Origin of the sequence: Kitasatospora sp. NPDC127111, assembly GCF_042677465.1 — a bacterium.
Lineage (GTDB): Bacteria > Actinomycetota > Actinomycetes > Streptomycetales > Streptomycetaceae > Kitasatospora.
Genome location: NZ_JBHXTG010000037.1, coordinates 1 through 24977, shown reverse-complemented (window position 1 = coordinate 24977; position 24977 = coordinate 1). Strand labels below are relative to the sequence as shown.

Here is a 24977-nt window from a genome sequence, read left to right as displayed (position 1 = left end):
GTACTAGACATACGTCTGACACGCCCGTACTGTCTTCCTCATGACCGCAACCACCGGCCGCGCAGGCCGTCGCGAATGGATCGGCCTCGCCGTCCTCCTGCTCCCGACCCTCGTCCTGACCATGGACATGGGCGTGCTCTTCTTCGCCGTCCCCTACATCTCCACCACGCTGGCGCCGAGCGGCACCGAGCAGCTGTGGATCATGGACATGTACTCGTTCCTGCTGGCCGGACTGCTCATCACGATGGGCTCGCTCGGCGACCGGATCGGCCGCCGCCGGCTGCTGATGATCGGCGCCACCGGCTTCATGGGCGCCTCGCTGCTCGCCGCCTACGCGGACGGCGCCGGCCAGCTGATCGCCGCCCGGGCCGTGCTCGGCGCCGCCGGGGCGACGGTGATGCCCTCGACGCTCGCGCTGATCCGCAACATGTTCCACGACGCCAAGCAGCGGCAGATCGCCCTCAGCGCGTGGGGCGGCGTCCTCACCGCGGGTGCCACCCTCGGCCCGGTCGTGGGCGGCCTCCTGCTGGACCACTTCTGGTGGGGCTCGGCCTTCCTGATCGCCATCCCGGTGATGGCCCTGCTGCTGATCACCGCCCCCGTCCTGCTCCCCGAGTACCGCTCCCCGCAGCGCGGCCGCTTCGACCTGCTCGGCGCCGTCCTCTCGCTGGCCGCGATCCTGCCGCTGGTCTACGGCGTGAAGGCGCTCGCCGTCGACGGCTGGAGCCCGCTCCCCGCGCTCGCCGTCCCGGCCGGCCTGCTGCTCGCCGGTGCCTTCGTCCAGCGCCAGCGCACCGCCGCCGCTCCGCTGCTCGACCTCGGCCTGTTCCGGATCCGCGCCTTCAGCGGGGCGATCACCGTCAACACCATCGCGATGTTCGCGATGATGGGCTTCACCCTCTTCACCTCGCAGTACCTGCAGCTGGTCAAGGACATGAGTCCGCTGACCGCCTCGCTCTGGGCGCTCGTCCCCAGCGTCGGCGTCGGTGCCGCGGTCGGCGTCAGCTCGGCGCTCGCCGGCAAGGTCCGCCCGGCGGTGCTGATGTCCGGCGGCTTCCTGGTCGGCGCGGCCGGCTTCGCGATGATGACGCAGGTCGGCGCCGACTCCCCGCTCGCCCTGATCCTCACCGCGGCGGGCGTGCTGGCCGCCGGCACCGTCGGCACCATGACCCTCACCGCCGAGATGGTGGTCTCCGCCGCCCCGGTCGAGCGGGCCGGCGCCGCCTCCGCCACCTCCGAGACCGCCGTCGAGCTCGGCAGCTCGCTCGGCATCGCCCTGCTCGGCGCGGCCGGCGCGGCGGTCTACCGCTCCCGCCTCGACGGCGCCCTCCCGGCCGGCCTGGACGGCGAGGCCGCCCGCACCGCCCGGGACACCCTCGGGGGCGCGGTCAACGTCGCCGCCCAGCTGCCCGGCCGGCTCGGCACCGAGCTGCTCGACACCGCCCGCACCGCCTTCACCGACGGCCTGCACGTCGCCGCGGTCGTCGGTCTGGTCACCATGCTCGGCGCCTCGTTCCTCGCCCACCGCCTGATGTCCCACCTCCCGGCCCGCCCGGCCGAGCCCGCCGCCGAGCCCGCCGGCGTCTGATCCCACCGCTTGCGCGTCATCAAGAGCCCCCGCCCGGCCACCGGACGGGGGCTCTCGCGCGTCCGCCGCACGGACCCACCCGGCCGCCGTCGGAAAACCGGACCCGCCGGAGCCCGCCCGATGGCAGGCTGCCGTCATGACGAATACGGCTGACCACGGGCGCGTCCGAGACAGTTACGACGTCGTCGCGCAGGAGTACCGCGACCGGATCGGCGGCGAGCTGGCGCACAAGCCGGTGGACCGGGCCCTGCTCGGGGCGGTGGTGGAGGCGGCCGCGGGCGGGCCGGTCGCGGACCTCGGGTGCGGACCGGGCCACGTCGCGGGGTGGCTGACGGCGCACGGGGCCGAGGTGGTCGGGATCGACCTGTCGCCGGCCATGGTGGAGATCGCCCGGCGCGAGCACCCCGGCGCCGAGTTCCGCGAGGGGGACCTGCTCCGACTCCCCGCGACGGACGGGGAGTTCGCGGCCGCGGTCGCGCTCTACTCGGTGATCCACCTGGACCCCGCCGAGCTGGCGCCCGCCTTCACCGAACTGCGACGCGTGCTGCGGCCGTCCGGCAGCCTGCTGGTCTCGTTCCACATCGGCACCGAGGTCCGCCGGCTCGACGAGTGGTGGGGCCACGAGGTGGACGTGGACTTCCACTTCCTGCAGCCGGACGTCGTCGCCGGCCTGCTGACCGGGGCCGGGTTCACCGTCGAGGCCCGGCTGGAGCGGGAGCCGCTCCCCGAGGAGGCCGAGACCCGCCGCTGCTACCTGCTGGCCCGCCGCGACTGACGCTCGCGCCGCCGCCGGCCGCCCGCCCCCGGCCGCCCCGCCCCCGGCTCAGGCCGGGGAGCCGAAGCGGGCGAGGTAGTGCCAGACCCGCTTGAGGTCCTGCGGGTCGTACCGGCCGGTGCGGGCCGCGTCGCCGAGGATGCGCGGGTCGAGGTGACCGTCCTCGGCGAGGGCCACGCCGAGCGCGACGTACTCCGGGCCGCGGTAGTCCGGGTGACGGCGCAGCTCCTCGGTGGAGAGCCGCACCCCGGGGTGCCACTCGACCGGGCAGGGCAGGCGGCGGGCGTGCTCCTCGACCGGGGTGCCGCGGTGGCTCGGGTCGAGGACCAGCGCCTCGACGTCCCGGTCGAGCCGGACCTCGCCGTGCACCTGGGTCTCGATGTAGTCGTCCAGGGCGTCCGCGTCGTCGGCCTCGGCCAGCGCGACGAGGGCCATCCGGTCGGCGACGCCGAAGTCCGCGGGCTCCAGGTAGCTGTCGGGGTAGCAGAAGGTGGCCCGGGCCAGCGCCGGCGCGGTCAGCCGGAAGTGGGCGGAGCCGAACCGCGGCGCCGCGCCGAGCGGCTTGCGACGGAAGTTGAGCGCGCCGTACACCGGGCGCTGCTCGGCCGGGGCCCCGTCGTACGCGCCGCCGAAGATCCGGCTCTCCCAGCGCCAGCGGTCGCCGCCGGGGTGGGCGGTGAGGCCGCCGTTGCTCGTCCCGGTGACGAACTGGGAGCGGTAGACGCCGTCCCCGGCGAGCGCCGCCAGGATCGGCCGGTCGCCGGCGACCCGGTCGGGGTGGAAGTTGAGGGTGACGCGCAGGCCCGGGTCGAGCGGCGGTCCGGCGGACCGGTCGGCGACGTGCCGGAGGGCGCGCTCCTGCGCGGTGCGGGGCGTTTCGGGGCTCATCGCGGCAGTCTCCCGGACGGGGGACGGCGGCCGCATCCGAAATCGGCCGGGCTGCGCCGCCGGGCCTCCCCGGCGAGACTGGCTGGGATGGCGATGCCGGGCGGAGCTGGAGGGCCGATGCCGCGGTCGGAACGGGAGCCGGGACAGCAGCCGGGTCCGGGCCCGGATCCGGACGGGGAGCCGGATCCGGACGGGCCGCCGGGTGGCGGCGGCGCGCCGGACTACCGCTTCTCGCTGGCCAACGAGCGGACCTTCCTGGCCTGGATCCGCACCGCGCTCGGCCTGCTCGCGGGCGGCATCGCGGTCGACCAGCTCACCCCCGGGGTCGCCCCCGAGCCGCTGCGGATCACCCTCGCCGTGCTCTGCGCGCTGGGCGGCGCGCTGCTCGGGGCGACGGCGTACCGGCGGTGGGCCCGGGTGGAGGAGGCGATGCGGGCGGGCGCGCCGCTGCCGCGGACACCGACGCTGCTGCTGCTGTCGGCGGGGGTGGCCCTGGTGGCGGTGGTGTTCTGCGGCCTGATCATCGGGTACGCGAACTGAGCAAGGCACTACTGGCCGTCGAGTGGTCCAGACCAATCCGGCCGGCCGTCCGGACAACATCTGGTTTTTGACCAGCGTTTCCCGGCCGGTGTATACGTTCGCCGCCGCGGCCAGGCATACTGGCCGGGTCGGGCGCTTTGCCCTCCTGTGACTCTAGAAGAGAAGGGACCGGTGGCCAGGGATGCTGCGGAACGGTCTTGAGCCCTGGCACCTCCTGGTGGTGCTGGCTGTCGTTGTCCTGCTGTTCGGATCGAAGAAGCTGCCGGAGATGGCCCGCGGCCTCGGCAAGTCGATGCGCATCCTCAAGGCGGAGACCAAGGCGCTGCGCGAGGACGACGCCCCGGCCGACGCGGCCGCCCAGGGCACCGCGCAGAGCACCGCGGCCCCGCAGCAGCCGGCCGCCGAGCAGGCCCGCCCGGCGGTCACCCCGACCAACGTGACCAAGGCCACCGAGACCTCCCGGCCGACCACCACGGCCTGAACCTCGCGCGCTTCCGACGAAGCCCCCGCCGACCACGGCGGGGGCTTCGTCGCGTCCGGCGGCCGGGCGCCCCGACCGGTGGTGACCGCGGATCACGTACGGCTTCGTCAGGACCGGCCCCGATCGGACGATCGTCAGTGCTCGACGGTGACCACGATCTTGCCCAGCTGGTTGCCGGCCTCCATGTAGCGGTGGGCGTCGGCGATCTCGTCCAGGCCGAAGACCCGGTCCACGACGGGGACGAAGGCGCCGCTGCGCAGGCCGGAGGTGACGAAGGCCTCGGCCCGGCGGAGCCGCTGCGGGTCGGTGGTCGTCTCGTGCAGGGTGAAGCTGCGCATGTTCCGGCCGGACACCACCGACATCGGCGGGAACGGCGTCTCCTGCCCGCTGAGCTGCCCGTAGACGAACAGGGTGCCGCCGGGGGCGAGCGCCTTGGCGAGGTCCACCACGCCGGGGCCGGCGATGGCGTCGAAGACGAACTCGGCGCCCCGGCCGCCGGTGAGGGCGAGCACGCGGTCCGTCACCGGCTCCTCCTCGGTGACGATCACCTCGGCGGCCCCGGCCTTGAGCAGGGCGTCCCGCTTGGCCCGGGCGCGGGTGGTGGCGACGGGGACGGCACCGATCCGGTTGGCGATCTGGATCGCGGCCAGGCCGACGCTGCTGGAGGCGGCGGTGAGCACGACCGTGTCGCCCGGCCGCATGCCGCCGACCTCGACCAGCGCGCCGTAGGCCGTCACGTACGGCATCCACACCGCCGCGCCGCCGATCGGGTCCAGCCCGTCCGGGCGGTGCACGACGGCCCGCGCGGGGACGACGGCCCGCTCCGCGTAGACGCCGTAGTCGTTCATCGAGAAGGCCGGCACCACGCTGACCGCCTGGCCGACCTCGAAGCCGGTGACGCCCGGGCCGACCGCCTCGACCACGCCCGCGGCCTCGCTGCCGAGGCGGGCCGGGAACTCCTTGACCGGCTGGACGTACTCGCCGCTGCGGAACATCACCTCGGCCCGGTTGAGGCCGATCGCGTCCACCCGCAGCAACAGCTCGCCGGGGCCGGGCTCGCCGACCGGCACGTCCTCCAGCCGCAGCACCTCCGGCCCGCCGAGCTCGTGGAACCGCACCGTCCTGGCCATCACCCATCGCCCCCTCGTGATCGTTGACGGCGGTGCGGGGGACCGCGCCGCCGTCGTCTCCGAAACCGTTCGGCCCCGCCGCCGTGGTCGTCCGGGGCCGGGCACCACTGAACCGCAAAGTACGGCAGGTGTCAAACTTCGACGCCTGTCGTACTTTGATGAGTGCCGTACCATGGGCGCGGACGGTCCGGGACGGGCCAGAGGGAGGTCGGAGACCGATGACGGCAGCACGGCGCGGCGGACAGCAGGACCGCGTCCCGCCCCACCCCGACGTCCGGACGATCAGCCTGCAGCAGGTCCTGGAGGCCGTGGTCGACCCGGTGCGCCGCCGGATCGTCGGCGAGCTGTACGCGGCCGGCGAGGACCTCGCCTGCGGCACGATCGAACTGCCGGTCAGCAAGTCCACCGCCACCCACCACTTCCACGTGCTGCGCGAGGCCGGGCTGATCCGGCAGTACTACGTCGGCACCTCGCGGATGAACGCGCTGCGGCGCGAGGAGTTCGACGAGGCCTTCCCGGGGCTGCTCCGCGCGCTGATGGTCGAGCGCGAACGGGGCTGAGCCCGCCGCCTCAGCCGCCTTCGGCGTAGCGGGCCGGGGACTCGCCCACCGCCGCGGTGAAGTCGCGGGTGAAGTGCGCCTGGTCGGCGTACCCGAGGTCGGCCGCGAGCGCGGCCCAGTCGACGTCCGCCCCCCGGTCGGCGCGCCGGGCGGCCTCGTGCAGCCGGGCGCGCCGCAGCACCCACTTCGGCGTGGCGCCGACGTACTCGGCGAAGAGGCGCTGCACCCCGCGGACGGAGACGCCGAACTCGGCGGCCAGGTCGTCGACCCGGTGCAGGTCCGGCGGGCCGGTGACCCGCTCGACCATCGACGCCGCCAGGGCCGCGAGCCGCTCCGCCTCCCGGTCCGGCTCGGGCAGCCGGGCGAGCAGGAAGGCGTCGACCGCTCCGACCGATGCCGAACCCCCTTCCAGCACCAGCTCGTTGAGCTGGTCCGCCGCGGGACCGAAGAACGCGGCCGCCGGCACCGTGCGGCCGGCGAGCCCGGCCGCCGGACGGCCGGTGAGCAGGCGGAAGCCGCCCGGCCGGAACCTCACCCCGAGGACGTGCCCCGCCCCCTCCAGCCGGCGGACGAACAGACGGCGGTCCACGCCGTGGACGGTGGCCCGGGGCGCCTCGAAGACCAGGTGCAGGTGGGGGTGGACGAGCACCTTCTGCTCGTACGCGGGCAGGCCCCGGCGGTCCCACCGCACCAGCCAGTAGTACTCGACGAGGCGGGCCAGCCCGGGTGCGGGGGGCCGGCCGGTCCAGGCCGACCACGCCGGCCGCCCGGCCGGGGTGCAGCACCCCGCGCCCGAGGCCGGCGGGTGTGCGGTCGGAGGCGTTCACGCCGGCCAGGCTAGGGGCCGCCTCCGACATCGTCCGTTCCGGTCGTCGTGGCCGCCTCGCCGCGTCGTGCCCGTTCACCGCGTCGCGTCGTTCGAGGCGTCGCGTCGTTCCGGACGTCGCGCCCGTCCGAGGCCTGGCGTCCGTCCGAGGCGTCGCGTTTGTTCAAGACGCCGCGACGGCGGCCGGCCGAGGATCGGGCCATGAACGGTCACGCACTCCACCCCCTCCTCGCCCGCGCCGCCGCGGAGGCCGCGCGGATCGCCCGCGGCGTCCGCCCCGGACAGCTGGACGGGCCCACGCCCTGCACCGACTTCGACACCCGGACGCTGGTCAACCACTGGGTGCTCTACACCTCCCACGGCCTGGAGCACCGCGCCCTGCGCGAGGAGCTGCCGCGGGAACTGACCGAGCGTGACTTCACCGCCGAGGCCGCCTGGGCCGAGGCCTACGCGGCGCAGCTGGACCGGGCCGTGGCGGCCTGGGCCGACCCGGCGGTCTGGGTGGGCGACGTCGACCTGATGGGGACGCCCGTGCCGGCGACCGGGGTCGCCCGGATGCTGCTCAAGGAGCTGGTGGTGCACGGGTGGGACGTCGCCCGGGCCACCGGCCAGCAGGTCGAGGTCGCGGACGACCTCGCCGAGGCGGTCCTCGCGGTGGTCGAGGACTACGCCGAGCTCTACCGCCGGTACGACGGGTTCGCCGAGCCGGTGACCGTCCCGGCGACGGCCCCGGCGTTCGACCGCGCGCTGGCCGCCTCGGGCCGCGACCCCCGGTGGGCCGCGGTGGCGTCCTAGGGTCCTGAGTCTGAAGCGAATTCCAGCCCCGGGGCGGAATTCCAGACGCAGGACACTGGGAACGGTGGGTCCGCGGCGGCTCAGGCCGCGGGCCCGCCCAGGGCGCCGCGCACCAGCCGGGTCACGGCCGGGACGGCCGCCCGCAGGTCCCCGTCCCGGCCGACCGTCTCGCCCGCGAGCGCGTCGAAGGTCTCGAAGCCGGTGAGGACGAACAGCAGCGCCGCCGCGTCCTCCGGTGCGCCGTCGAGCCGGCCGGCCAGGACCTCGGTGCCCTCGCGGCGCCGGGCGTCGCGCTCCCCGATCACCCGGCCGACCTCCTCGTCCAGGGCGGCCAGCGCGCGCAGCCGGCGGGTGCAGACGCGGTCCACCGCCCAGAAGCCGCCCATCACCTCGACGAAGCGGTCCACCGCCGGCCACGGCTCGGGGTGGGTGAACGCCTCGGCGAGCCGCGCCATCCCGCCCTGGGCGGCGAGCGCGTCGCAGACCGCCTCCAGCAGACCGGTCTTCGAGCCGAACTGGTAGTAGACGGTGGCCCGGGCGACGTCCGCCCGCTTCGCCACGGCGTCCAGCGAGAGCGCTCCCGTCTCGGCGAGCTGCGCCCGCGCGGCGTCGGTGATCCGCGCGCGCGTCTCGTCCACGTCCGCCTGCCGCTGTCCCATCCGGTAGGCCCGGGGGGTCATCGCGCTCGCCTCCACTCGCTCGCCCCGCCGCCGTGGCGCGGGTCGGTCTCTCGTGAACAGGCAGTATCCCCGATCGCCCGGTGCGGGAGCGTCAGACGATGACCCGCCCGCCGCAGACGTCCAGGGTCTGGCCGGTGATCCAGGAGGACGCGGTGGAGGCCAGGAAGAGGGCGGCCGCCGCGATGTCGCCGGGTTCGCCGAGCCGGCCGAGCGGGTGGGCGGCGGCGACCGCGGCCTGGACCTCGGGCGGCATGACGGCGGCCGTCCGCTCGGTCCGGACCGCGCCCGGCGCGATCGCGTTGACCCGGACGCCCCCGCCCGCCAGTTCCAGGGCGAGGTGCCGGGAGTACATCAGCACCCCGGCCTTGGCGGCCGCGTACACGGCGGAGGAGCCGCTCGGCAGCCGGCCGGCCGTGGACGCCATGGTGATCACCGAGCCGCTGCCGCGCTCCAGCAGGCCCGGCAGGAAGGCCTGGACGGTGAGGAAGGTGGCCGTGAGGTTGGCGTCCAGCACGGAACGCCAGTGCTCCTCGGTCTCCCGGACGGTCGGCACGGGGTAGCCGTCCCCGCCGGCGAAGGCCGCCAGGACGTCGACCGGGCCGAGCTCCGCCTCGATCCGGGCGGCGGCCCGGGCGAGTGCCGCGGCGTCGGTGCAGTCGGCGACCAGGCCGAGCGCGCCGGCACCGGCCGTTTCGGCGGCGAGGGCCCGCAGTTCCCCGGCGACGGCGTCCAGGGCCGCCGCGTCCCGGCCGAGGACCGCGACCGAGGCGCCCTGCCGGGCGAACGAGCGGGCGGTCCCGGCGCCGATGCCCCGGCTGCCTCCGGTGATCACGACGATCTTGCCGGCCAGGTCGGGGTACTGAACTCCCATGGCTGAGTGCTCCCTTGAGCTCGAAGATGTGGTTCACTTGCATTCAGTCATACAGCCTGTCTGAATGAATCGGCAAGCGTTCGCCCGGCCTTCGTCCGGCCCGAGAGCCCCACCGGGGCGCCTCGCGAACCGGACCGAGAAGCGCACCGAAAACCGCACCGAGAACCGCAAGGAGGACCCGATGAAGCTCGCCGTCGTCGGCGCCGCAGGCCGCACCGGCCGCCTGGTCGTCGATCTCGCCCTGGCCGCCGGGCACACCGTCACCGCGGTCGCCCGCACGCCCTCCCGGCTGCCGGAGTTCGCCCACGGCACCCCGCTCACCGTGCAGGCCGACGTCCACCGGCCCGGCGCCCTGCACCAGCCGCTGGCCGGCCAGGACGTGGTGGTCTCCACGCTCGGCACGACCGGCCGGTCCGCCACCACCGTCTTCTCGGACGGCGCACGCGCGTTGGTGGCCGCCGCGGAGGCCGGCGGGGTGCGGCACCTGGTGGCGATGTCCTCGGCGGGCCTGGAGAGCGGTCATCTCCCGTTCGCCCAGCGGGTGGTGACCCGGCTGGTGGTGGACCGGCTCTACCGGGAGATCCACCGCGACCTGGCCCGGATGGAGGCGGTGCTCGCCGGCTCCGAGACGGCCTGGACGGTCGTCCGCGCACCGATGCTCAAGGACGGCCCGCCCGCCGCGGACCCGCGCATCGTCTACGACCGCCCGCTGCCCGGCGCCGGCACCGCCTCCCGGGCCACCGTCGCCGCCTGGATCGTCCGGCACCTCGGCGCCCCGGAGACCTTCCGCCGCCGGGTCACCATCGCCGACGGCTGACCACCGGAATCCGTCGCCGGTCGCCGGAGCCGAACCGGCCGGCCACCCCGGCCGGCGAGCTCAGCCCCCGCCGGCGAGCTCAGCCCCCTGCCGGTCCGTTCAGCCCTCCGGCCGGGGGCGCCGCCTGAGGGCGATGGCCAGCAGGACGAGCGCCGACAGGGCCGCCGAGACGCGCAGCACGCCCGGCGCCGCCGACCAGGTCAGCTGACCCAGCTGGGCCCCGGGCTGGAGGCCGTCGCCCCGGCCGTTCCCGGCCCGCTGCATGGCGAGGAAGGTGGTCGCGCTCATGGTGATCAGCGGGATGCCGAGGATCACGAACTTGCGCATGAAGTCGGTGAGCCGGCGGGACAGGTAGCCGAGGCCCCAGCCCGCCAGCATGGCCGGGAAGAAGCCGGTGACGGCGCCGCCCACGAGCAGGCCGCAGGAGAGCAGGAGCAGCGGGGACGGCCGGCGGCCGGCGACCGCGCCCTGGGCGGGGGGCGTCTCTGCGGCCTTCGCCGCGGCCTTCTTCCGCTTGCGGACCTTCGTCGCCGGGCCCGCGTCCGCCGCGGGCTCCACCGGCGCGGCGGGCTGGGCGGGTTCGGCCGGCCGGGCGGTCTCCGCCCGCTCCCCGGCCCGCTGTTCGGGGATCGGCCCGGTCTCCGGCCCCGGCCCGTCCGAGAAGTCGAGCTTCACCATCCAGCCGTCGGCGTTGGCGGACAGGTACGGCGCCGGTACGGCCTCCGGATCCGCGTCCAGGTCCAGGTCCGGGTCCGGGTCCGCGTCCGCGATCGGCTGCGCCACCCAGGGCGAGTCCGCCCTGTCGGCCGTCCGCTCCGGCGGCCGCGGCCGGGACGGCGGGACGGACGAGGACGACCCGGCCGCGGGCGACTCCGAGGGGGCGGACGGGGCCGACGGGACGAACGGCGGCGCCGGAGGAGGCGGCGGCACCGACGCCCCGCCCCCCGCGTACACGCTGTCCTCGTCCCCGGAGCCCCCCAAGCCCCCCGCGCCCGCGGAGTTCCCCGGCCCCCCGGAAGCCTCACCCCCCGGCGGCCCGCTCCACGGCCCCCGCTTGCGCCACCACTCGCCGTCCGACATCGCCCAACACCCCGCCTCGCCCGTGCCGCAGCGGCCGTCGTGGGGCCGCCGGTCAGACGGTACCCACCGGAATCAGGGCCACGCCGACCGGTCCCCACCGTCCGTCCTCCCGACTAACCTAGGTCGAATGACCACACAGCAGGGCCCCCAACGCTCCGGCAAGGCGCCCGCCGGCCCCCGCACCCTCGCCGAGGAGCTCCGCGGCCGCGCGGACGACGACCTCGCCGCCCTGCTCCGGTCCCGGCCCGACCTGCTGAACCCCGTCCCCGGCGACCTCACCCAGCTCGCCGCCCGGCTCTCCTCCCGCGCCTCCGCGCTGCGCGCCCTGGAGCGGCTGGACCGGTTCACCCTCCAGGTCGCCGAGGCGCTGGCGGCCGCGCCGGACGGCGCCACCCCGGCCGCCGTCAAGTCGCTGCTCACCGGGCCGGCCAAGGTCAAGCCGCACCCGGGCGCGACGCCGCTGACCCCCGCCGACCGGTCCGCCGTCGCCGCCGCCCTCCCCCGGGCGCTCGCCACCCTGCGCGACCGCGCCCTGCTCTGGGGCCCGGACAACGGACTGCGCCTGGTCATCGCCGCCCGCGAGGCACTCGCCCCGACCGCCGCCAACCCCGGCCGGACCGGCCTCGGCCCGACGTTCGCCGACGCCACCGCCGGCATGTCCCCGGCCCGGTTGCAGCAGCTGCTCGCCTCGGCCGGCCAGCCCGCCACCCCGGACCCGGTCACCGCGGTCGCCGCGCTCACCGCGCTGCTCACCGACCGCGCCCGCTGCGACGCCCTGCTGGCCACCGCCCCCGAACCGGCGCTGCGCCTGCTGGACCGGCTGGTCTGGGGGCCGCCCACCGGCACCGTCCCGGACGCCACCCGCCCGGTCACCGCCGAGGACGCGCAGAGCCCGGTCGAATGGCTGCTGGCCCGCGGCCTGCTGCTGCCCAGCAGCCCCGGCAGCGTCGTGCTGCCCCGCGAACTGGCCCTGCACCTGCGCGGCGGCCGCACCCACCGCGTGGTCGAGCCGGTCCAGCCCGAGCCCGCCCCGGCCGCCGCCCCGCGGGATCCCCAGGTGGTGGACCGCGCCGCCGCCGGGCAGGCCCACACCGCCGTCCGGACCGTCGAGGAGCTGCTCGACCTCTGGGGCCTCAACCCGCCGCCCACCCTGCGCGCCGGCGGCCTCGGCGTGCGCGACCTCAAGCGCACCGCGCAGGCCCTGGAGACCACCGAGCAGCAGACCGCCTTCTGGCTCGAACTCGCCTACACCTCGGGCCTGCTGGCCCCGGACGGCGAGGCCGACGAGCGCTGGGCGCCCACCCCGGCGTACGACGGCTGGCTGCAGCAGGACACCGCCGACCGCTGGACGCTGCTGGCCGAGAGCTGGCTCGCCGCCACCCGGGTGTCCGCCCTGACCGGCACCCCGGACGCCAAGGGCAAGACGCGCGCCCCGCTCGGCCCCGAGCTGGACCGCACGCTCGCCCCGTCCGTCCGCCGCGCCACCCTGGCCCTGCTCGCCGAGCTGCCGCCCGGCGCCGCCCCGACCGCCGACGAGCTGCTGCCCACCCTGCGCTGGCAGCGCCCGCTGCGCGGCGGCCCGGTCACCGGCCAGGACCCGGCCACCGGGCAGCCCCGCGACCTGCGGGACGAGCTCACCGCCTGGACCCTCGCCGAGGCCGAACTGCTCGGCGTCACCGGCCGCGGCGCCCTCGCCGCCCCCGCCCGCGCGCTGCTCACCGCCGAGGCCGACCCGGCCGAGGTGCTGGCCCCGCTGCTGCCGCGGCCGCTGGACCACGTCATCCTGCAGCCGGACCTCACCGCGATCGCCCCCGGCCCGCTGCTCACCCCGCTCGCCCAGGCGCTCGCCCTCTGCGCCGACATCGAGTCCAAGGGCGGCGCCACCGTCTACCGGTTCACCCCCGAGTCGGTCCGCCGCGCCCTGGACGCCGGCCGCACCGCCGCCGACCTGCGGGCCTTCCTGGAGCAGCACTCGCGCACGCCCGTCCCGCAGCCGCTCGCCTACCTGATCGACGACGTGGCCCGCCGGCACGGCATCCTGCGGGTCGGCGCCGCCTCCTCGTACCTGCGCTGCGACGACCCGCAGCTGCTCGGCGAGGTGCTGGCCGACCGCCGCTCCGCCGACCTGCGGCTGCGCCTGCTCGCCCCCACCGTGCTCGCCGCCCAGGCCGCGCCCGACGTGCTGCTCGCCGCCCTGCGCGGCATGGGCTACGCGCCCGCGGCCGAGTCCGCCGAGGGCGACGTCCTGATCACCCGGCCGGACAGCCACCGCACCCCGCCGCGCGCGGCGCCCGTTCCCGTCCCCGACGGCCCGCCCACCCCGGACGACACCCTGCTCGCGGCGGCCATCAAGGCCATCCGGGCCGGCGACCGCGCCGCCACCGCCGTCCGCCGCGAGCCCACCCCCGACCCGCGCCACCTCCCGCGCACCCCGGCCGCCGAGACGCTGGCCGCGCTGCAGACCGCCGTCCTGCTCGGCGAGCGGATGTGGATCGGCTACCTCAACGCCGAGGGGCTCGCCAGCCAGCGGATCATCGACCCGGTCAAGGTCGAAGGCGGCTTCGTCACCGCCTTCGACCACCACGCGGACGAGCTCCGCACCTTCGCCCTGCACCGGATCACCGGCGTGGCCGAGCTGGAGGAGTAGCCGCGCACCGGCGGAGCGGCCGCGTCCCCGGCGGAGTGGCCGCGCCCCGGAGCGGGAGCGGGATCAGCGCCCGCGCCCGGGAGCTGGAACGGGATGCCCGCGCCCCGGAGCGGGAGCGGGATCAGTGCCCGCCCTGGGCCTCCTTCATCTTCTCCTTGACCGCCTGGTCCGCCAGCGTGCCGATCTGGCCCTGGCCGACCGGCAGGTTTCCCGCGCCGGTCAGGTCCGCCAGCAGGAAGGCGGGGGACGCCAGCAGCCCGCCCGGGCCCTCGCCCACGCCCGCGAGGGCGTGGGCGGAGCCGGCGGAGGCGGCCGTCGCGGCGAAGGCGGTACCGGCGAGGGCGAGAGCGGTGAGGACACGCTTCGGCTTGTTCATGACCTGCTCTAACGAGCGGCGTCCGCGCCGGTCACCGCCCTCCGTTTGACGGGCCCGGCACCCCGGCGTAGTCCGGAAGACAGGGGGATTCCGAAAGGAGTCATCATGCTCGGCGATCTCATAGGCGAGTTCGAGGGCCGTGACACCGGCCGGCGCGTGCTCTCCACCGGCGACGGCCACGTCGTGGTCGAGGTCTCCTTCGAGGGCAGCGGCAACTACTACGGCACCGCGATCAACGGGTTCGGCACCTACGAGTCCGAACTGCGTCCCGACGGGACGCTCCACGGCGAGGGCCAGGGCGTCGACATGACCGCCGACGGCCAGACCGTCAGCTGGCAGGGCGTCGGCATCGGCCACTTCACCGAGGGCGGCGGCACCAGCTGGCGCGGCGCGCTCTTCTTCTCCAGCGCCTCACCGCAGTTCGAGCGGCTCAACGCCGTCGTCGGCCTGTTCGAGTTCGAGGCCTCCGCGGACGGCAAGTCCACCGGCAAGTTCTACGAATGGAAGTAGCCTCCCGGCTTCCCCGTCGGATGCGCGACACTGGAGGGTCTGCGTCCCGACAGACCTGCCAGCCAGTGGAGGGCTCCCCCGCGTGAACGACGGACCGCTCATCGTCCAGAGCGACAAAACTCTTCTCCTGGAGATCGACCACCCCAAGGCCGCCGACTGCCGCCGCGCCATCGCGCCGTTCGCCGAGCTGGAGCGCGCGCCCGAACACGTCCACACCTACCGGGTGACCCCGCTCGGGCTGTGGAACGCGCGCGCCGCCGGGCACGACGCCGAGCAGGTGGTCGACGCCCTGGTGACGTACTCGCGCTACCCGGTGCCGCACGCGCTGCTGGTCGACGTGGCCGACACCATCGCGCGCTACGGGCGGCTCCAGCTCAGCAAGCACCCCACCCACGGCCTGGTGCTCACCACCACCGACCGTCCGGTGCTGGAGGAGGTGCTCCGCTCCAAGAAGATCACTCCGCTGGTCGGCGCCCGGGTGGACCCCGACACCGTCGTCGTCCACCCGTCCGAGCGCGGCCAGATCAAGCAGGTGCTGCTCAAACTCGGCTGGCCCGCCGAGGACTTCGCCGGCTACGTGGACGGCGAGGCGCATCCCATCCACCTGGAGCAGGACGGCTGGCAGCTGCGCCCCTACCAGGCCCAGGCCGTCGAGGGCTTCTGGCACGGCGGCTCGGGCGTGGTCGTGCTGCCCTGCGGCGCCGGCAAGACGCTGGTCGGCGCCGCGGCGATGGCCGAGGCCAAGTCGACCACGCTGATCCTGGTCACCAACACCGTCTCGGCCCGGCAGTGGAAGCACGAGCTGGTCAAGCGCACCTCGCTGACCGAGGACGAGATCGGCGAGTACAGCGGGACGAAGAAGGAGATCCGCCCGGTCACCATCGCCACGTACCAGGTGATGACCACCAAGCGGAAGGGCGTCTACGCCCACCTGGAGCTGTTCGACGCCCGCAACTGGGGCCTGGTGGTCTACGACGAGGTGCACCTGCTGCCCGCGCCGGTGTTCAAGTTCACCGCGGACCTGCAGGCCCGCCGCCGGCTCGGCCTGACCGCCACCCTGGTCCGCGAGGACGGCCGGGAGGGCGACGTCTTCTCGCTCATCGGCCCGAAGCGCTTCGACGCCCCGTGGAAGGAGATCGAGGCGCAGGGCTACATCGCGCCCGCCGACTGCTGCGAGGTCCGGGTCACCCTGACCGACTCCGAGCGGCTCGCCTACGCGACCGCCGAGCCCGAGGAGCGCTACCGCTTCTGCGCCACCACCGCCACCAAGCGGCGGGTGGTCGAGGCGCTGGTCAGGAAGCACGAGAAGGACCAGACGCTGATCATCGGCCAGTACATCGACCAGCTGGACGAACTCGGCGAGGCCCTGGACGCCCCGGTGATCAAGGGCGAGACCAGCAACGCCCAGCGCGAGAAGCTGTTCGACGCCTTCCGCGCCAAGGAGATCAGCGTCCTGGTGGTCTCCAAGGTCGCCAACTTCTCGATCGACCTGCCCGAGGCGACCGTGGCCATCCAGGTCTCCGGCACCTTCGGCTCCCGCCAGGAGGAGGCCCAGCGCCTCGGCCGGGTGCTGCGCCCCAAGGCGGACGGCCACGCGGCCCACTTCTACTCGGTGGTGGCCCGCGACACCGTCGACCAGGACTTCGCCGCCCACCGGCAGCGCTTCCTGGCCGAGCAGGGCTACGCCTACCGCATCATCGACGCGGACGACGTCCTGTAGTCCCGGCCGGACCGGACGTCAGTACCCGACACCGTCGCGCCCGAGGAACACCACGCGCGCGGCGGTGTCGAGGGCGATCCCGACGTTGCGGACGGCGGTGGCCAGCGGGTTGCGGCGGCGGCCGGGCACGGCGGTCGCGCCGGCCCGGGCGGTGGTGGTGGTCTTCCGATCGCTCATGTCTCCACCGTAGGCAGCGGGCACACCGGGGGCATCACCCCAAAGGCCGTATCCGCCGGGACGCAGGTCGTCCTCCAGGTGTACGGAGACCCCCGAGGGGTCGGGGCTGGAACCCTGACGCCGCCGGGTCTAAGATCGTTCGCCTGCCCCCTCCCGAACCGTGGTACCTGCTGAGTCGCGCAGGCAGCCGGGGGAGGCGCCGACCGCACGGCAACCGGCCGGCTGTACCCACCGTGAGCTCCAACGATCCGCTGCGCCCGCCTCCGGGGCAGCCGGGAAGGTTCGCTGTGCCCGCCACCCCCACCACCGACCCCCTCCAGCGCGAACGCGACCACCTCGCCGCCTCCCGGGCCGCGCTGCGCGCCATGCGCGAGGACGTCCAGTCGCTCGACATCCGCGACGTCACCGGCACCTGGGTGACCGCCCTCGTGCTGCAGAACCAGATCGAGGCCCGGATCGCCGCCCTGGCCGACCTCTCGCACACCCCGCTGTTCTTCGGCCGCCTCGACTACCTGCACGCGATCAGCGAAGAACTGTCCGAGGGCGGCGGAGGGGAGAACTTCTACATCGGCCGCCGGCACGTCCACGACGCCGACGGCGACCCGATGGTGATCGACTGGCGCGCGCCGGTCTCCCAGCCGTTCTACCGGGCCAGCCGGGCCGAGCCGATGGACGTCGAGCGGCGGCGCCGGTTCGGCTACACCGGCGGCGAGCTGACCGCGTACGAGGACGAGCACCTCACCGACCCGGCGGAGTCGGACACCGCCTCCGCCCTGCTCGCCGCCGAGATCGAGAAGCCCCGCGTCGGCCCGATGCGCGACATCGTCGCCACCATCCAGCCGGAGCAGGACGAGATCGTCCGCGCCGACGTCTCCGGCACCGTCTGCGTCCAGGGCGCCCCCGGCACCGGGAAGACCGCCGTCGGCCTGCACCGCGTGGCGTACCTGCTGTACGCGCACCGCGAGCGGCTGGCCCGCACCGGCACCCTGGTGATCGGCCCGAACAACGCCTTCCTCTCCTACATCGAGCAGGTGCTGCCCGCCCTCGGCGAGCTGGACGTCGCGCAGGCCACCGTGCAGCAGCTGGTCGCGCACGTCGAGGTGCGGGGCGAGGACGGCGCCGAGGCGGCCCGGCTGAAGGGCGACGCCCGGATGGCCGAGGTGCTGCGCCGGGCCGTCCGGTCCGGCATCACGCTGCCCACCGAGCCCTGCGTGGTGATCCGCGGCTCCCGGCGCTGGCGCGTCCCGGCGTACGAACTTGCCGAGATCATCGAGGAGTTGAAGGGCCGGGAGATCCGCTACGGCGCGGCCCGGGACGCCCTGCCGCAGCGGATCGCGCACGCCGTGCTGCTGAAGATGGAGCAGGGCGGCGAGGCCCCGGACGACCGGGTCCAGGACGCGGTGGCCCGCAACGCCGCGGTCAAGGCGGTGGTCAAGGAGTGCTGGCCGGCGGTCGATCCGGCCAAGCTGGTGCTCCGGCTGCTCTCCGAGCCGCAGTTCCTCGCCGCGTGCGCGGACGGCGTCCTCACCGCGGAGGAGCAGCGGGCGGTGCTCTGGCCCAAGCCCGGCCGCTCGGTGAAGACCGCCCGCTGGACGCAGGCCGACGCCGTCCTGGTCGACGAGGCGGCGGACCTGGTGCAGCGCACGCCCTCGCTCGGCCACGTGGTGCTGGACGAGGCGCAGGACCTCTCGCCGATGCAGTACCGCGCGGTCGGCCGCCGCTGCACCACCGGCTCGGCGACCGTGCTGGGCGACCTCGCCCAGGGCACCACCCCCTGGGCCACCGCGAGTTGGCCGGACGCCCTGCACCACCTGGGCAAACCGGCGGCCCACATCGAGGAGTTGACCAAGGGCTTCCGGGTGCCCGAGGAGGTCATCGCGTACGCCTCCCGGCTGCTGCCCGCGATCGCCCCCGGCCTCGCCCCGGCGACCTCGGTCCGCGAGGCGCCCGGTTCGCTGACCGTGAGCCGGTGCGCCCGCGAGGAGCTGGTGAAGGCGGTGGTCGAGGCCTGCCACCGGGCGCTGGAGAACGAGGGCTCGACCGGCCTGATCGCCGCCGACGCGCGCGTCCCGCTGCTCGCCGAGGCGCTCACCGCGGCCGGCCTGCCGTACCTCTCCCCCGGCACCGAGACCAGTGCCGAGGCCCGGCTGACCCTGGTGCCGGCCTCGCTGGCCAAGGGCCTGGAGTACGACTACGTGGTGCTGGACGAGCCGGCGGCGGTGGTCGCCGGGGAGCCGGACGAGCGGACCGGGCTGCGCCGCCTGTACGTGGCGCTCACCCGCGCGGTCTCCGGGCTGGCCGTGCTGCACGCCGAGCCGCTGCCGGAGCAGTTGGGCTGACGGGTCCGTCTTCGGACTCCCGCGCACGCGTGAGGGGTCCCGCGTACGCGGGAGGGGACCCGCGTACGCGGGAGGGGACCGGACGTGCCGGTCCCCTCCCGCGGCCGGGCGGCCGGGCCCGGACCGCCGGCTGTCGGCGCTTCCACGCTCAGCCGTCGATCAGGGCCCGCCACTCGGCGACCTTGGCGGCGTCCACCGGCGACCGCCACCCGTCGGCGCGGACCGCGCCGCCGACGTGGAAGGCGTCGAAGCCCTCGGCCCGCAGCTCCTTCAGGTGCTCGGCCCGCAGGCCGCCGCCGATCAGGATCCGCTGCCCGTACCCGGGCTCGCCGGCCTTGCCCAGCTCCGCCAGCAGCGCCGCCCGGCCGGCGTCCACGCCGCCGGCCGCGCCGGAGGTGAGGAAGGTGTCCAGCCCGGGCAGCGCCCCGACGGCCGCGCGGACGGCGGCCCGGTCGGTGCTGTGGTCGATCGCCCGGTGGAAGGTCCAGCGGCAGCCGGCCACCGCCTCGGCGACGGCGGCGGTGGCGGCGAGGTCCACGGCGCCGTCGGCGTCCAGGAAGCCGAAGACGAACTCCTCGGCCCCCTCGGCCCGCAGGGCGGTGGCGCGGGCGCGCAGCTCGTCCAGGTCGCCGGGGGCGAAACCGTCCCGGATGCGGAGCATGACGCGCAGCGGGAGGTCCACGGCGGCGCGGATCCGGGCGAAGTCCTCGACCGACGGGGTGAGCCCGTCGGCGGCCATGTCCGTGACCAGTTCGAGCCGGTCGGCGCCGCCCGACTCGGCGGCCTGGGCGTCCTGGGGCGTCAGCGCGATGACTTCGAAAATTGGTCTAGACATGTACACAGCCTGCCACATGGGCCCGCCCCCGGCGAGACCACCCCGCCCGGCCCGGCCTCAGGCCGTCTGCCGCCCGGCCCCGCCGCCCGGCCCGGCCGGACCCTTCGGGCGGCCCAGCACGACCAGCGCGACCATCGCGGTGACGACCAGGGCCGCCACCGGCAGCAGCCGCCACATCCCGCCGGCCTGCTGCCAGAGCCCGTGGAGGTTGGCGCTGAACGTCCACGGCAGCGCGGCGAGCCCCGGCACGGCCAGGACGTACCACCCGCGCAGCGCCGTCAGCGCCATCAGCAGCGGCACGCCGACCATCAGGCTCCGCCACAGCGGCTCGATGGTGCTCCAGGGGGCGTACGCGTCGAGCGCGTAGATCGCGACCGGGGACGCCACCGCCGACACCAGCAGCAGGCCCCGCTCCCGCCAGGTCGGCGACGGCAGGGCGTCCGCGGGGGCGGCGAGCAGCACCAGGCTCCAGAGCAGGAAGGCGCCCTCGTACTGGAACGCGTAGCCGGCCACCCACAGCCTGCTCCCCGACGGCGAGACCGCCGCCAGCATCGCGAGGTGGGCCAGGACCGCGAGCGCCGTCCCCCCGGCCAGCAGCCGCGCCGCCGCCCACCTTCCGAAGAGGGCGGCGGTCCCGCCGAGCACCGGCAGCGCGGCCATCGCCGCGATGACCAGGAAGAAGGGCACCTCCCCGGCCCGGTCGGGGAGTTCGAGCCGGAGCCACGAGGCGGCGAGCTGGAGGAACACGGCCATCCCGGCCGCCGCACCGGCCGCCAGGGGCGCCGTCAGCGCCGCCAGCCGCCCGCCCGCCGAGGTGGACGTCAGCCCGGTCCGCAGCCGCAGCCCGTACGCCCCCAGGTCGACCAGCTCCCGGAGGGCGGCCAGCCGGCCCGCCCCCGCCGTGGTGTCGGCGAACACGACGGCCAGCTCCTCGCCGCGGTCCCGGCGGTAGCGGCCGGGGTAGAGCGCGAGAGCGGTGCGCAGGGCGATGGTCCCGGTCATGCGAAGGCCCCCCTGACCCTCGGACGGACGACGGCGACGGAGAGCCGCCGTTCGGCCTCGGCGGCCACGGCCCGCAGCCGCTCGGCCTCCGCGGCGAGGACGCCCCGGCCGGAGTCGGTCAGCGCGTACGTGCGCCGGGCCCGGCCGTCCACGACCTCCTCGGCGGCGACCTCGATCAGGCCCTGCTGGAGCAGCCGGTCGAGGGCGCCGTACAGCGTGCCGGTGCGCATCTTCACCCGGCCGTCGGAGATCGCGGCGATCTCCTGGATGAGCGCGTAGCCGTGCCTGGGCGCATCGGCCAGCGCGGTGAGCAGGAGCAGCGTCGGCTCCTGCATGGCTCGCTCTGTCATGGGACTACATATATCGCCAAACTGCATATGTCGCCACCGAAACCCGCCCACCCGCCGACCGGTCGTCAGGAGGCCGCCAGAATGGGCCCCATGCCGAAGACGCCGGACCACGCACCCGCCGAGCTGCTCGCCGACTGGACCGCCCTGCTGCGACGCTGCGGCGCCACCGCCGACCCCGAGCCCTACGGCCGCGACCTGCTGGGCCGCTGGGCCGAGCCGCAGCGCCGCTACCACACCACCGACCACCTGCGGGCGGTGCTCGGCCACGTCGACGCGCTCGCCGGGCACGCCGCCGACCCGGACGCCGTCCGGCTGGCCGCCTGGTTCCACGACGCCGTCTACCGCCCGGACCGCTCCGAGAACGAGGAGCGCAGCGCCGCCCTCGCCGTCCGGGCGCTCACCGAGGCCGGGTTGCCCGGGCCGCGGGTCGACGAGGTCGCCCGGCTGGTCCGGCTCACCGTCACCCACCACCCCGAGCCCGGCGACCGCGACGGCGAGGTGCTGTGCGACGCCGACCTGGCCGTCCTCGGCGGCACCCCGGAGGCGTACGCGGCCTACGCGGCCGCCGTCCGCGAGGAGTACGCCTTCGTCCCCGAGCCGGACTTCCGGGCCGGCCGCGCCGCGGTCCTGCGCCACCTGCTCGCGCTCCCCGCCCTCTACCGCACCCCGGCCGCCCGCGCCCGCTTCGACGCCCCCGCCCGCGCCAACCTGGCCGCCGAGCTCGGCACGCTCGAAGGCCGACCCGCCGGGCCCGCCGGGATCAGGTGAGCCGGCCGACGGGCGCGACGACCGCGCCCTCCTTGCCGCAGACCCAGTGCGGCTCCGGCCCCAGCTCGGGTTCGACGCTGAGCGCGTGCGGGTCGCCCTCGGCGGCGCAGGAGGTGCAGAGCGGCCAGCGGCCGTACGCCTCCAGCAGCGCGTCCTGGACGTCCTGGGCGACCAGCCCGAGCACGTACTCGGTGCCGTCCGGCCACTGCTCCAGCCACCAGCGGCGGTGCGTGACGGCCGTCTCGACCAGCGACACCACGGCGGCGTCCGCCACGTCCCGCGCGGTCAGGTCGGCCAGGATCAGTGCCCGCGCCTGGTGCAGGGCGGTCTCGATGTCGTCTGCGGAAGCCATCCGTCCATTCTCCCAAAACAACGCCGCACGGGCGGCTCCCCGAGGGGAACCGCCCGTGCGAGCGAAGACTTGACCGATCCGGCGAGGGATCAGAAGTCCATGTCACCGCCCGGCATGCCGCCGCCGGCGGCCGCAGCGGCCTTCTCCGGCTTGTCGGCGATGACGGCCTCGGTGGTGAGGAACAGCGCCGCGATGGAGGCGGCGTTCTGCAGCGCGGAGCGGGTGACCTTGGCCGGGTCGATGATGCCCTCGGCGACCAGGTCGACGTACTCGTTGGTGGCGGCGTTCAGGCCGTGACCAGCGGGGAGGTTGCGCACCTTCTCCACCACGACGCCGCCCTCGAGGCCGGCGTTGGTCGCGATCTGCTTGATCGGGGCCTCCAGCGCGACCTTGACGATGTTGGCACCGGTGGCCTCGTCGCCCTCGAGCTCGAGCTTGTCGAACGCGACACCGGCCTGCAGCAGGGCGACGCCACCACCGGCGACGATGCCCTCCTCGACGGCGGCCTTGGCGTTGCGGACGGCGTCCTCGATGCGGTGCTTGCGCTCCTTGAGCTCCACCTCGGTGGCCGCGCCGGCCTTGATGACGGCCACGCCGCCGGCCAGCTTGGCGAGGCGCTCCTGGAGCTTCTCGCGGTCGTAGTCCGAGTCGCTGTTCTCGATCTCGGCGCGGATCTGGTTCACGCGGCCCGCGACCTGCTCGCTGTCGCCGCCACCGTCGACGATGGTGGTCTCGTCCTTGGTGATGACCACCTTGCGGGCGGTGCCCAGCAGGTCGATGCCGGCGTTCTCCAGCTTGAGGCCGACCTCCTCGGAGATCACGGTGCCACCGGTGAGGATGGCGATGTCGCCGAGCATGGCCTTGCGGCGGTCGCCGAAGCCCGGGGCCTTGACGGCGACGGACTTGAAGGTGCCGCGGATCTTGTTCACGACCAGGGTCGACAGGGCCTCGCCCTCGACGTCCTCGGCGATGATGACGAGCGGCTTGCCGCTCTGCATGACCTTCTCCAGCAGCGGGAGCAGGTCCTTGACCGAGCCGATCTTGGAGTTGGCGATGAGGATGTACGGGTCCTCGAAGGTCGCCTCCATGCGCTCCAGGTCGGTGGCGAAGTAGGCGGAGATGTAGCCCTTGTCGAAGCGCATGCCCTCGGTGAGCTCGAGCTCCAGGCCGAAGGTGTTGCTCTCCTCGACGGTGATGACGCCTTCCTTGCCGACCTTGTCCATGGCCTCGGCGATGAGCTCGCCGATCTGGGTGTCGGCGGCCGAGATGGAGGCGGTGGAGGCGATCTGCTCCTTGGTCTCCACGTCCTTGGCCTGGGCCAGCAGCTGGTCGGAGACGGCGGCGACGGCCTTCTCGATGCCGCGCTTCAGGGCCATCGGGTTGGCGCCGGCGGCGACGTTGCGCAGACCCTCGCGGACGAGCGCCTGGGCCAGCACGGTGGCGGTGGTGGTGCCGTCACCCGCGACGTCGTCGGTCTTCTTGGCGACCTCCTTGACGAGCTCCGCGCCGATCTTCTCGTACGGGTCCTCGAGCTCGATCTCCTTGGCGATGGAGACACCGTCGTTGGTGATCGTGGGGGCGCCCCACTTCTTCTCCAGCACGACGTTGCGACCCTTGGGGCCGAGCGTGACCTTCACTGCGTCGGCGAGCTGGTTCATGCCACGCTCAAGGCCGCGGCGAGCTTCCTCATCAAAGGCGATGATCTTGGCCATCAGAAGTGGTCCTCCGGGACACGGTCGACTGCTCGGACCAAGGGGTGCCCGCGACGGACGGCCCTGGTGTGCGGGGGTCCTTTCCCCTACCGCTCCCGGGGGCCTCACCGACCCGGTCCGCTGTCACTCTCACGCTGTGAGTGCTAACGCCAATGATTAGCACTCCGGGTAGGCGAGTGCAAGCCCAATCGGCGACCCGCGAGCCGCGGCGGCCACCCCGGCACACGGCGAGGGGCCCGCACGACGGGTGTCGTGCGGGCCCCTCGCCGAGCAAGAGGTGCACCAGCCGATGGGCCGAGCCGAACTCCTGGGTGTCGGAAAGGTCAGACCGCCGCGCGGACCATGTCCGCCTGCGGGCCCTTCTGCCCCTGAGAGATCTCGAACTCGACCCGCTGGCCCTCCTCAAGGGTGCGGTAGCCGTCCATCTGGATCGCGCTGTAGTGGACGAAGACGTCCGCACCACCGTCGACCGCGATGAAGCCGTAGCCCTTCTCCGCGTTGAACCACTTGACGGTGCCCTGAGCCATTCCGAACTCCCCTAGTGCTGTGCTGGCCCTTCACGCGCCCGCAGGTCGCGGGCCCGGGTCTGGTTTGAGGCCGGCCCGGGGAACCCCCCCTGGGCGCGGCCGCGCATGCCGCAATCCCCGCCGAGAGCACCGGACGGCGTCCGGTGCGGGGGCGATTGCGTCGACCGCGGCTGAATGTATCCGGATCGACGCCCTCTGCAACAGGGCCAACCGCCGGGAAATCCCTTCGGACGTCAAGGGACAGGACGGGCCAAATGGTCGCAAACTCCCGCAATTCACGCCGGGCATAGCGGACGAATTACCCAAATCCCCGCAGGAATTCTGACACCGGCCTGACATGTTTCCGGGCCGCGGGCCCGGCGCCGGTCTCATCGGCCGGACAGGCACCCGGCGGATCGGGGCCCGGCCGGAAGGCTGGGGAAGGGCGGGACGGAATCGACCACCGGTGCGAGGGAGGGGGCCCTCTTCCCGGCCGAGCGACACTCTACTCCGAGTGAACCGGAAAATATTCCCGCCGAAATGCGGGCAGCCGCCCGGGGGGCCCGGAATTCGTGGCGGGGGGCGGGCGGGGCCGGCGGGGGGGGGGTTTTGGACGTGGGTGGGGGGTGACCAGCGGCCCGCCGCCCGCGGC

26 protein-coding genes are annotated in these 24977 nt (G+C 74.9%); 12 read left to right on the top strand and 14 right to left on the bottom strand.

The window, feature by feature from the left end; translation table 11 throughout:
* The first annotated feature begins 40 nt into the window (after positions 1-40).
* Complete coding sequence (locus ACFVHB_RS22220) at positions 41-1588, top strand: MFS transporter (protein ID WP_380324835.1); 1548 nt, start codon at positions 41-43, stop codon at positions 1586-1588.
* A 136-nt stretch (positions 1589-1724) separates the two neighbouring features.
* Complete coding sequence (locus ACFVHB_RS22215) at positions 1725-2363, top strand: class I SAM-dependent methyltransferase (protein ID WP_380324832.1); 639 nt, start codon at positions 1725-1727, stop codon at positions 2361-2363.
* A 48-nt stretch (positions 2364-2411) separates the two neighbouring features.
* Here ACFVHB_RS22215 and ACFVHB_RS22210 read toward each other — a convergent pair whose 3' ends face one another.
* The gene (locus tag ACFVHB_RS22210; protein ID WP_380324829.1) at positions 2412-3251 is read right to left on the bottom strand and encodes a DUF3626 domain-containing protein; all 840 of its coding nucleotides are present in this window, start codon (positions 3249-3251) and stop codon (positions 2412-2414) included.
* A 117-nt stretch (positions 3252-3368) separates the two neighbouring features.
* Between ACFVHB_RS22210 and ACFVHB_RS22205 the strand changes: the two genes are divergently transcribed.
* Positions 3369-3791 carry a YidH family protein gene (locus ACFVHB_RS22205; RefSeq protein ID WP_380324826.1) on the top strand — a complete coding sequence of 141 codons (423 nt, stop codon included), beginning with the start codon at positions 3369-3371 and terminating at the stop codon, positions 3789-3791.
* 181 nt (positions 3792-3972) lie between these two features.
* Positions 3973-4272 (top strand): Sec-independent protein translocase subunit TatA, encoded by a 300-nt coding sequence (gene tatA, locus ACFVHB_RS22200; RefSeq protein WP_380324823.1) that lies wholly within the window; start codon positions 3973-3975, stop codon positions 4270-4272.
* Positions 4273-4406: 134 nt separating this feature from the next.
* Here the strand turns inward: tatA and ACFVHB_RS22195 are convergent, their stop codons facing one another.
* A complete protein-coding gene (locus tag ACFVHB_RS22195) occupies positions 4407-5402 on the bottom strand; it encodes a zinc-dependent alcohol dehydrogenase family protein (RefSeq protein WP_380324820.1) in 996 nt (331 codons plus the stop codon).
* Between the two features lie 218 nt (positions 5403-5620).
* Here ACFVHB_RS22195 and ACFVHB_RS22190 point away from each other — a divergent pair, with 218 nt between their 5' ends.
* A complete protein-coding gene (locus tag ACFVHB_RS22190) occupies positions 5621-5962 on the top strand; it encodes an ArsR/SmtB family transcription factor (RefSeq protein WP_380324817.1) in 342 nt (113 codons plus the stop codon).
* Positions 5963-5972: 10 nt separating this feature from the next.
* Here ACFVHB_RS22190 and ACFVHB_RS22185 read toward each other — a convergent pair whose 3' ends face one another.
* A complete protein-coding gene (locus ACFVHB_RS22185; RefSeq protein ID WP_380324814.1) occupies positions 5973-6653 on the bottom strand; it encodes a helix-turn-helix domain-containing protein in 681 nt (226 codons plus the stop codon).
* A gap of 336 nt (positions 6654-6989) precedes the next feature.
* Between ACFVHB_RS22185 and ACFVHB_RS22180 the strand changes: the two genes are divergently transcribed.
* Positions 6990-7583: a TIGR03086 family metal-binding protein gene (locus ACFVHB_RS22180; protein ID WP_380324811.1), complete on the top strand. Its 594-nt coding sequence runs from the start codon at positions 6990-6992 to the stop codon at positions 7581-7583.
* A gap of 80 nt (positions 7584-7663) precedes the next feature.
* Here ACFVHB_RS22180 and ACFVHB_RS22175 read toward each other — a convergent pair whose 3' ends face one another.
* Both ACFVHB_RS22175 and ACFVHB_RS22170 read right to left on the bottom strand, forming a co-directional pair.
* Positions 7664-8263: a TetR/AcrR family transcriptional regulator gene (locus ACFVHB_RS22175; protein ID WP_380324808.1), complete on the bottom strand. Its 600-nt coding sequence runs from the start codon at positions 8261-8263 to the stop codon at positions 7664-7666.
* A gap of 91 nt (positions 8264-8354) precedes the next feature.
* Positions 8355-9134, bottom strand: a complete 780-nt coding sequence (locus ACFVHB_RS22170) for an SDR family NAD(P)-dependent oxidoreductase (protein ID WP_380324805.1) — start codon at positions 9132-9134, stop codon at positions 8355-8357.
* Between the two features lie 181 nt (positions 9135-9315).
* On the opposite strand from ACFVHB_RS22170, the gene ACFVHB_RS22165 reads away from it, so the two are divergent.
* On the top strand, positions 9316-9951 hold the full coding sequence (locus tag ACFVHB_RS22165) for an NAD(P)-dependent oxidoreductase (protein WP_380324802.1): 636 nt from the start codon (positions 9316-9318) through the stop codon (positions 9949-9951).
* Positions 9952-10050: 99 nt separating this feature from the next.
* Here ACFVHB_RS22165 and ACFVHB_RS22160 read toward each other — a convergent pair whose 3' ends face one another.
* Complete coding sequence (locus ACFVHB_RS22160; RefSeq protein WP_380324799.1) at positions 10051-10734, bottom strand: hypothetical protein; 684 nt, start codon at positions 10732-10734, stop codon at positions 10051-10053.
* A 424-nt stretch (positions 10735-11158) separates the two neighbouring features.
* Between ACFVHB_RS22160 and ACFVHB_RS22155 the strand changes: the two genes are divergently transcribed.
* Positions 11159-13678 carry a helicase-associated domain-containing protein gene (locus ACFVHB_RS22155; protein ID WP_380324796.1) on the top strand — a complete coding sequence of 840 codons (2520 nt, stop codon included), beginning with the start codon at positions 11159-11161 and terminating at the stop codon, positions 13676-13678.
* 121 nt (positions 13679-13799) lie between these two features.
* On the opposite strand, the gene ACFVHB_RS22150 is transcribed toward ACFVHB_RS22155, so the two are convergent.
* The gene (locus tag ACFVHB_RS22150; protein WP_380324793.1) at positions 13800-14054 is read right to left on the bottom strand and encodes a hypothetical protein; all 255 of its coding nucleotides are present in this window, start codon (positions 14052-14054) and stop codon (positions 13800-13802) included.
* Positions 14055-14159: 105 nt separating this feature from the next.
* Here ACFVHB_RS22150 and ACFVHB_RS22145 point away from each other — a divergent pair, with 105 nt between their 5' ends.
* Together ACFVHB_RS22145 and ACFVHB_RS22140 are read left to right on the top strand one after the other, a co-directional pair.
* Positions 14160-14564, top strand: coding sequence for a hypothetical protein (locus ACFVHB_RS22145; protein ID WP_380324790.1), 405 nt, complete (start codon positions 14160-14162; stop codon positions 14562-14564).
* Positions 14565-14646: 82 nt separating this feature from the next.
* Positions 14647-16284, top strand: a complete 1638-nt coding sequence (locus tag ACFVHB_RS22140; RefSeq protein WP_380324787.1) for a DNA repair helicase XPB — start codon at positions 14647-14649, stop codon at positions 16282-16284.
* Between the two features lie 18 nt (positions 16285-16302).
* On the opposite strand, the gene ACFVHB_RS22135 is transcribed toward ACFVHB_RS22140, so the two are convergent.
* Positions 16303-16461: a hypothetical protein gene (locus tag ACFVHB_RS22135; RefSeq protein ID WP_380324784.1), complete on the bottom strand. Its 159-nt coding sequence runs from the start codon at positions 16459-16461 to the stop codon at positions 16303-16305.
* A 287-nt stretch (positions 16462-16748) separates the two neighbouring features.
* On the opposite strand from ACFVHB_RS22135, the gene ACFVHB_RS22130 reads away from it, so the two are divergent.
* Complete coding sequence (locus tag ACFVHB_RS22130) at positions 16749-18800, top strand: HelD family protein (RefSeq protein WP_380324781.1); 2052 nt, start codon at positions 16749-16751, stop codon at positions 18798-18800.
* Positions 18801-18948: 148 nt separating this feature from the next.
* Here ACFVHB_RS22130 and ACFVHB_RS22125 read toward each other — a convergent pair whose 3' ends face one another.
* Genes ACFVHB_RS22125 through ACFVHB_RS22115 form a run of 3 tightly spaced genes read right to left on the bottom strand, consistent with a single transcriptional unit; the run spans position 18949 to position 20987 of the window.
* A complete protein-coding gene (locus tag ACFVHB_RS22125; protein WP_380324778.1) occupies positions 18949-19635 on the bottom strand; it encodes a copper homeostasis protein CutC in 687 nt (228 codons plus the stop codon).
* Positions 19636-19692: 57 nt separating this feature from the next.
* The gene (locus ACFVHB_RS22120) at positions 19693-20637 is read right to left on the bottom strand and encodes a hypothetical protein (RefSeq protein ID WP_380324775.1); all 945 of its coding nucleotides are present in this window, start codon (positions 20635-20637) and stop codon (positions 19693-19695) included.
* Positions 20634-20987 (bottom strand): PadR family transcriptional regulator, encoded by a 354-nt coding sequence (locus ACFVHB_RS22115; RefSeq protein ID WP_380324772.1) that lies wholly within the window; start codon positions 20985-20987, stop codon positions 20634-20636. The genes ACFVHB_RS22120 and ACFVHB_RS22115 overlap by 4 nt, the downstream gene beginning before the upstream one ends.
* 81 nt (positions 20988-21068) lie before the next feature.
* Here ACFVHB_RS22115 and ACFVHB_RS22110 point away from each other — a divergent pair, with 81 nt between their 5' ends.
* Positions 21069-21755: a hypothetical protein gene (locus tag ACFVHB_RS22110; RefSeq protein ID WP_380324769.1), complete on the top strand. Its 687-nt coding sequence runs from the start codon at positions 21069-21071 to the stop codon at positions 21753-21755.
* On the opposite strand, the gene ACFVHB_RS22105 is transcribed toward ACFVHB_RS22110, so the two are convergent.
* The 3 genes from ACFVHB_RS22105 to ACFVHB_RS22095 all read right to left on the bottom strand — a co-directional run bounded on the left by ACFVHB_RS22105 (position 21748) and on the right by ACFVHB_RS22095 (position 24346).
* Positions 21748-22107, bottom strand: a complete 360-nt coding sequence (locus tag ACFVHB_RS22105) for a hypothetical protein (protein ID WP_380324766.1) — start codon at positions 22105-22107, stop codon at positions 21748-21750. The genes ACFVHB_RS22110 and ACFVHB_RS22105 overlap by 8 nt on opposite strands.
* Positions 22108-22196: 89 nt before the next feature.
* Positions 22197-23819, bottom strand: a complete 1623-nt coding sequence (groL, locus tag ACFVHB_RS22100) for a chaperonin GroEL (RefSeq protein WP_097236664.1) — start codon at positions 23817-23819, stop codon at positions 22197-22199.
* Between the two features lie 323 nt (positions 23820-24142).
* On the bottom strand, positions 24143-24346 hold the full coding sequence (locus tag ACFVHB_RS22095; protein ID WP_030289665.1) for a cold-shock protein: 204 nt from the start codon (positions 24344-24346) through the stop codon (positions 24143-24145).
* Positions 24347-24977 lie beyond the last annotated feature (631 nt).

Coding starts and splice junctions, on each gene's coding strand:
- ACFVHB_RS22220 (WP_380324835.1), top strand. CDS start 41: ATGACCGCAACCACCGGCCGCGCAGGCCGTCGCGAATGGATCGGCCTC.
- ACFVHB_RS22215 (WP_380324832.1), top strand. CDS start 1,725: ATGACGAATACGGCTGACCACGGGCGCGTCCGAGACAGTTACGACGTC.
- ACFVHB_RS22210 (WP_380324829.1), bottom strand. CDS start 3,251: ATGAGCCCCGAAACGCCCCGCACCGCGCAGGAGCGCGCCCTCCGGCAC.
- ACFVHB_RS22205 (WP_380324826.1), top strand. CDS start 3,369: ATGCCGCGGTCGGAACGGGAGCCGGGACAGCAGCCGGGTCCGGGCCCG.
- tatA (WP_380324823.1), top strand. CDS start 3,973: ATGCTGCGGAACGGTCTTGAGCCCTGGCACCTCCTGGTGGTGCTGGCT.
- ACFVHB_RS22195 (WP_380324820.1), bottom strand. CDS start 5,402: ATGGCCAGGACGGTGCGGTTCCACGAGCTCGGCGGGCCGGAGGTGCTG.
- ACFVHB_RS22190 (WP_380324817.1), top strand. CDS start 5,621: ATGACGGCAGCACGGCGCGGCGGACAGCAGGACCGCGTCCCGCCCCAC.
- ACFVHB_RS22180 (WP_380324811.1), top strand. CDS start 6,990: ATGAACGGTCACGCACTCCACCCCCTCCTCGCCCGCGCCGCCGCGGAG.
- ACFVHB_RS22175 (WP_380324808.1), bottom strand. CDS start 8,263: ATGACCCCCCGGGCCTACCGGATGGGACAGCGGCAGGCGGACGTGGAC.
- ACFVHB_RS22170 (WP_380324805.1), bottom strand. CDS start 9,134: ATGGGAGTTCAGTACCCCGACCTGGCCGGCAAGATCGTCGTGATCACC.
- ACFVHB_RS22165 (WP_380324802.1), top strand. CDS start 9,316: ATGAAGCTCGCCGTCGTCGGCGCCGCAGGCCGCACCGGCCGCCTGGTC.
- ACFVHB_RS22155 (WP_380324796.1), top strand. CDS start 11,159: ATGACCACACAGCAGGGCCCCCAACGCTCCGGCAAGGCGCCCGCCGGC.
- ACFVHB_RS22150 (WP_380324793.1), bottom strand. CDS start 14,054: ATGAACAAGCCGAAGCGTGTCCTCACCGCTCTCGCCCTCGCCGGTACC.
- ACFVHB_RS22145 (WP_380324790.1), top strand. CDS start 14,160: ATGCTCGGCGATCTCATAGGCGAGTTCGAGGGCCGTGACACCGGCCGG.
- ACFVHB_RS22135 (WP_380324784.1), bottom strand. CDS start 16,461: ATGAGCGATCGGAAGACCACCACCACCGCCCGGGCCGGCGCGACCGCC.
- ACFVHB_RS22125 (WP_380324778.1), bottom strand. CDS start 19,635: ATGTCTAGACCAATTTTCGAAGTCATCGCGCTGACGCCCCAGGACGCC.
- ACFVHB_RS22120 (WP_380324775.1), bottom strand. CDS start 20,637: ATGACCGGGACCATCGCCCTGCGCACCGCTCTCGCGCTCTACCCCGGC.
- ACFVHB_RS22115 (WP_380324772.1), bottom strand. CDS start 20,987: ATGACAGAGCGAGCCATGCAGGAGCCGACGCTGCTCCTGCTCACCGCG.
- ACFVHB_RS22110 (WP_380324769.1), top strand. CDS start 21,069: ATGGGCCCCATGCCGAAGACGCCGGACCACGCACCCGCCGAGCTGCTC.
- ACFVHB_RS22105 (WP_380324766.1), bottom strand. CDS start 22,107: ATGGCTTCCGCAGACGACATCGAGACCGCCCTGCACCAGGCGCGGGCA.
- groL (WP_097236664.1), bottom strand. CDS start 23,819: ATGGCCAAGATCATCGCCTTTGATGAGGAAGCTCGCCGCGGCCTTGAG.
- ACFVHB_RS22095 (WP_030289665.1), bottom strand. CDS start 24,346: ATGGCTCAGGGCACCGTCAAGTGGTTCAACGCGGAGAAGGGCTACGGC.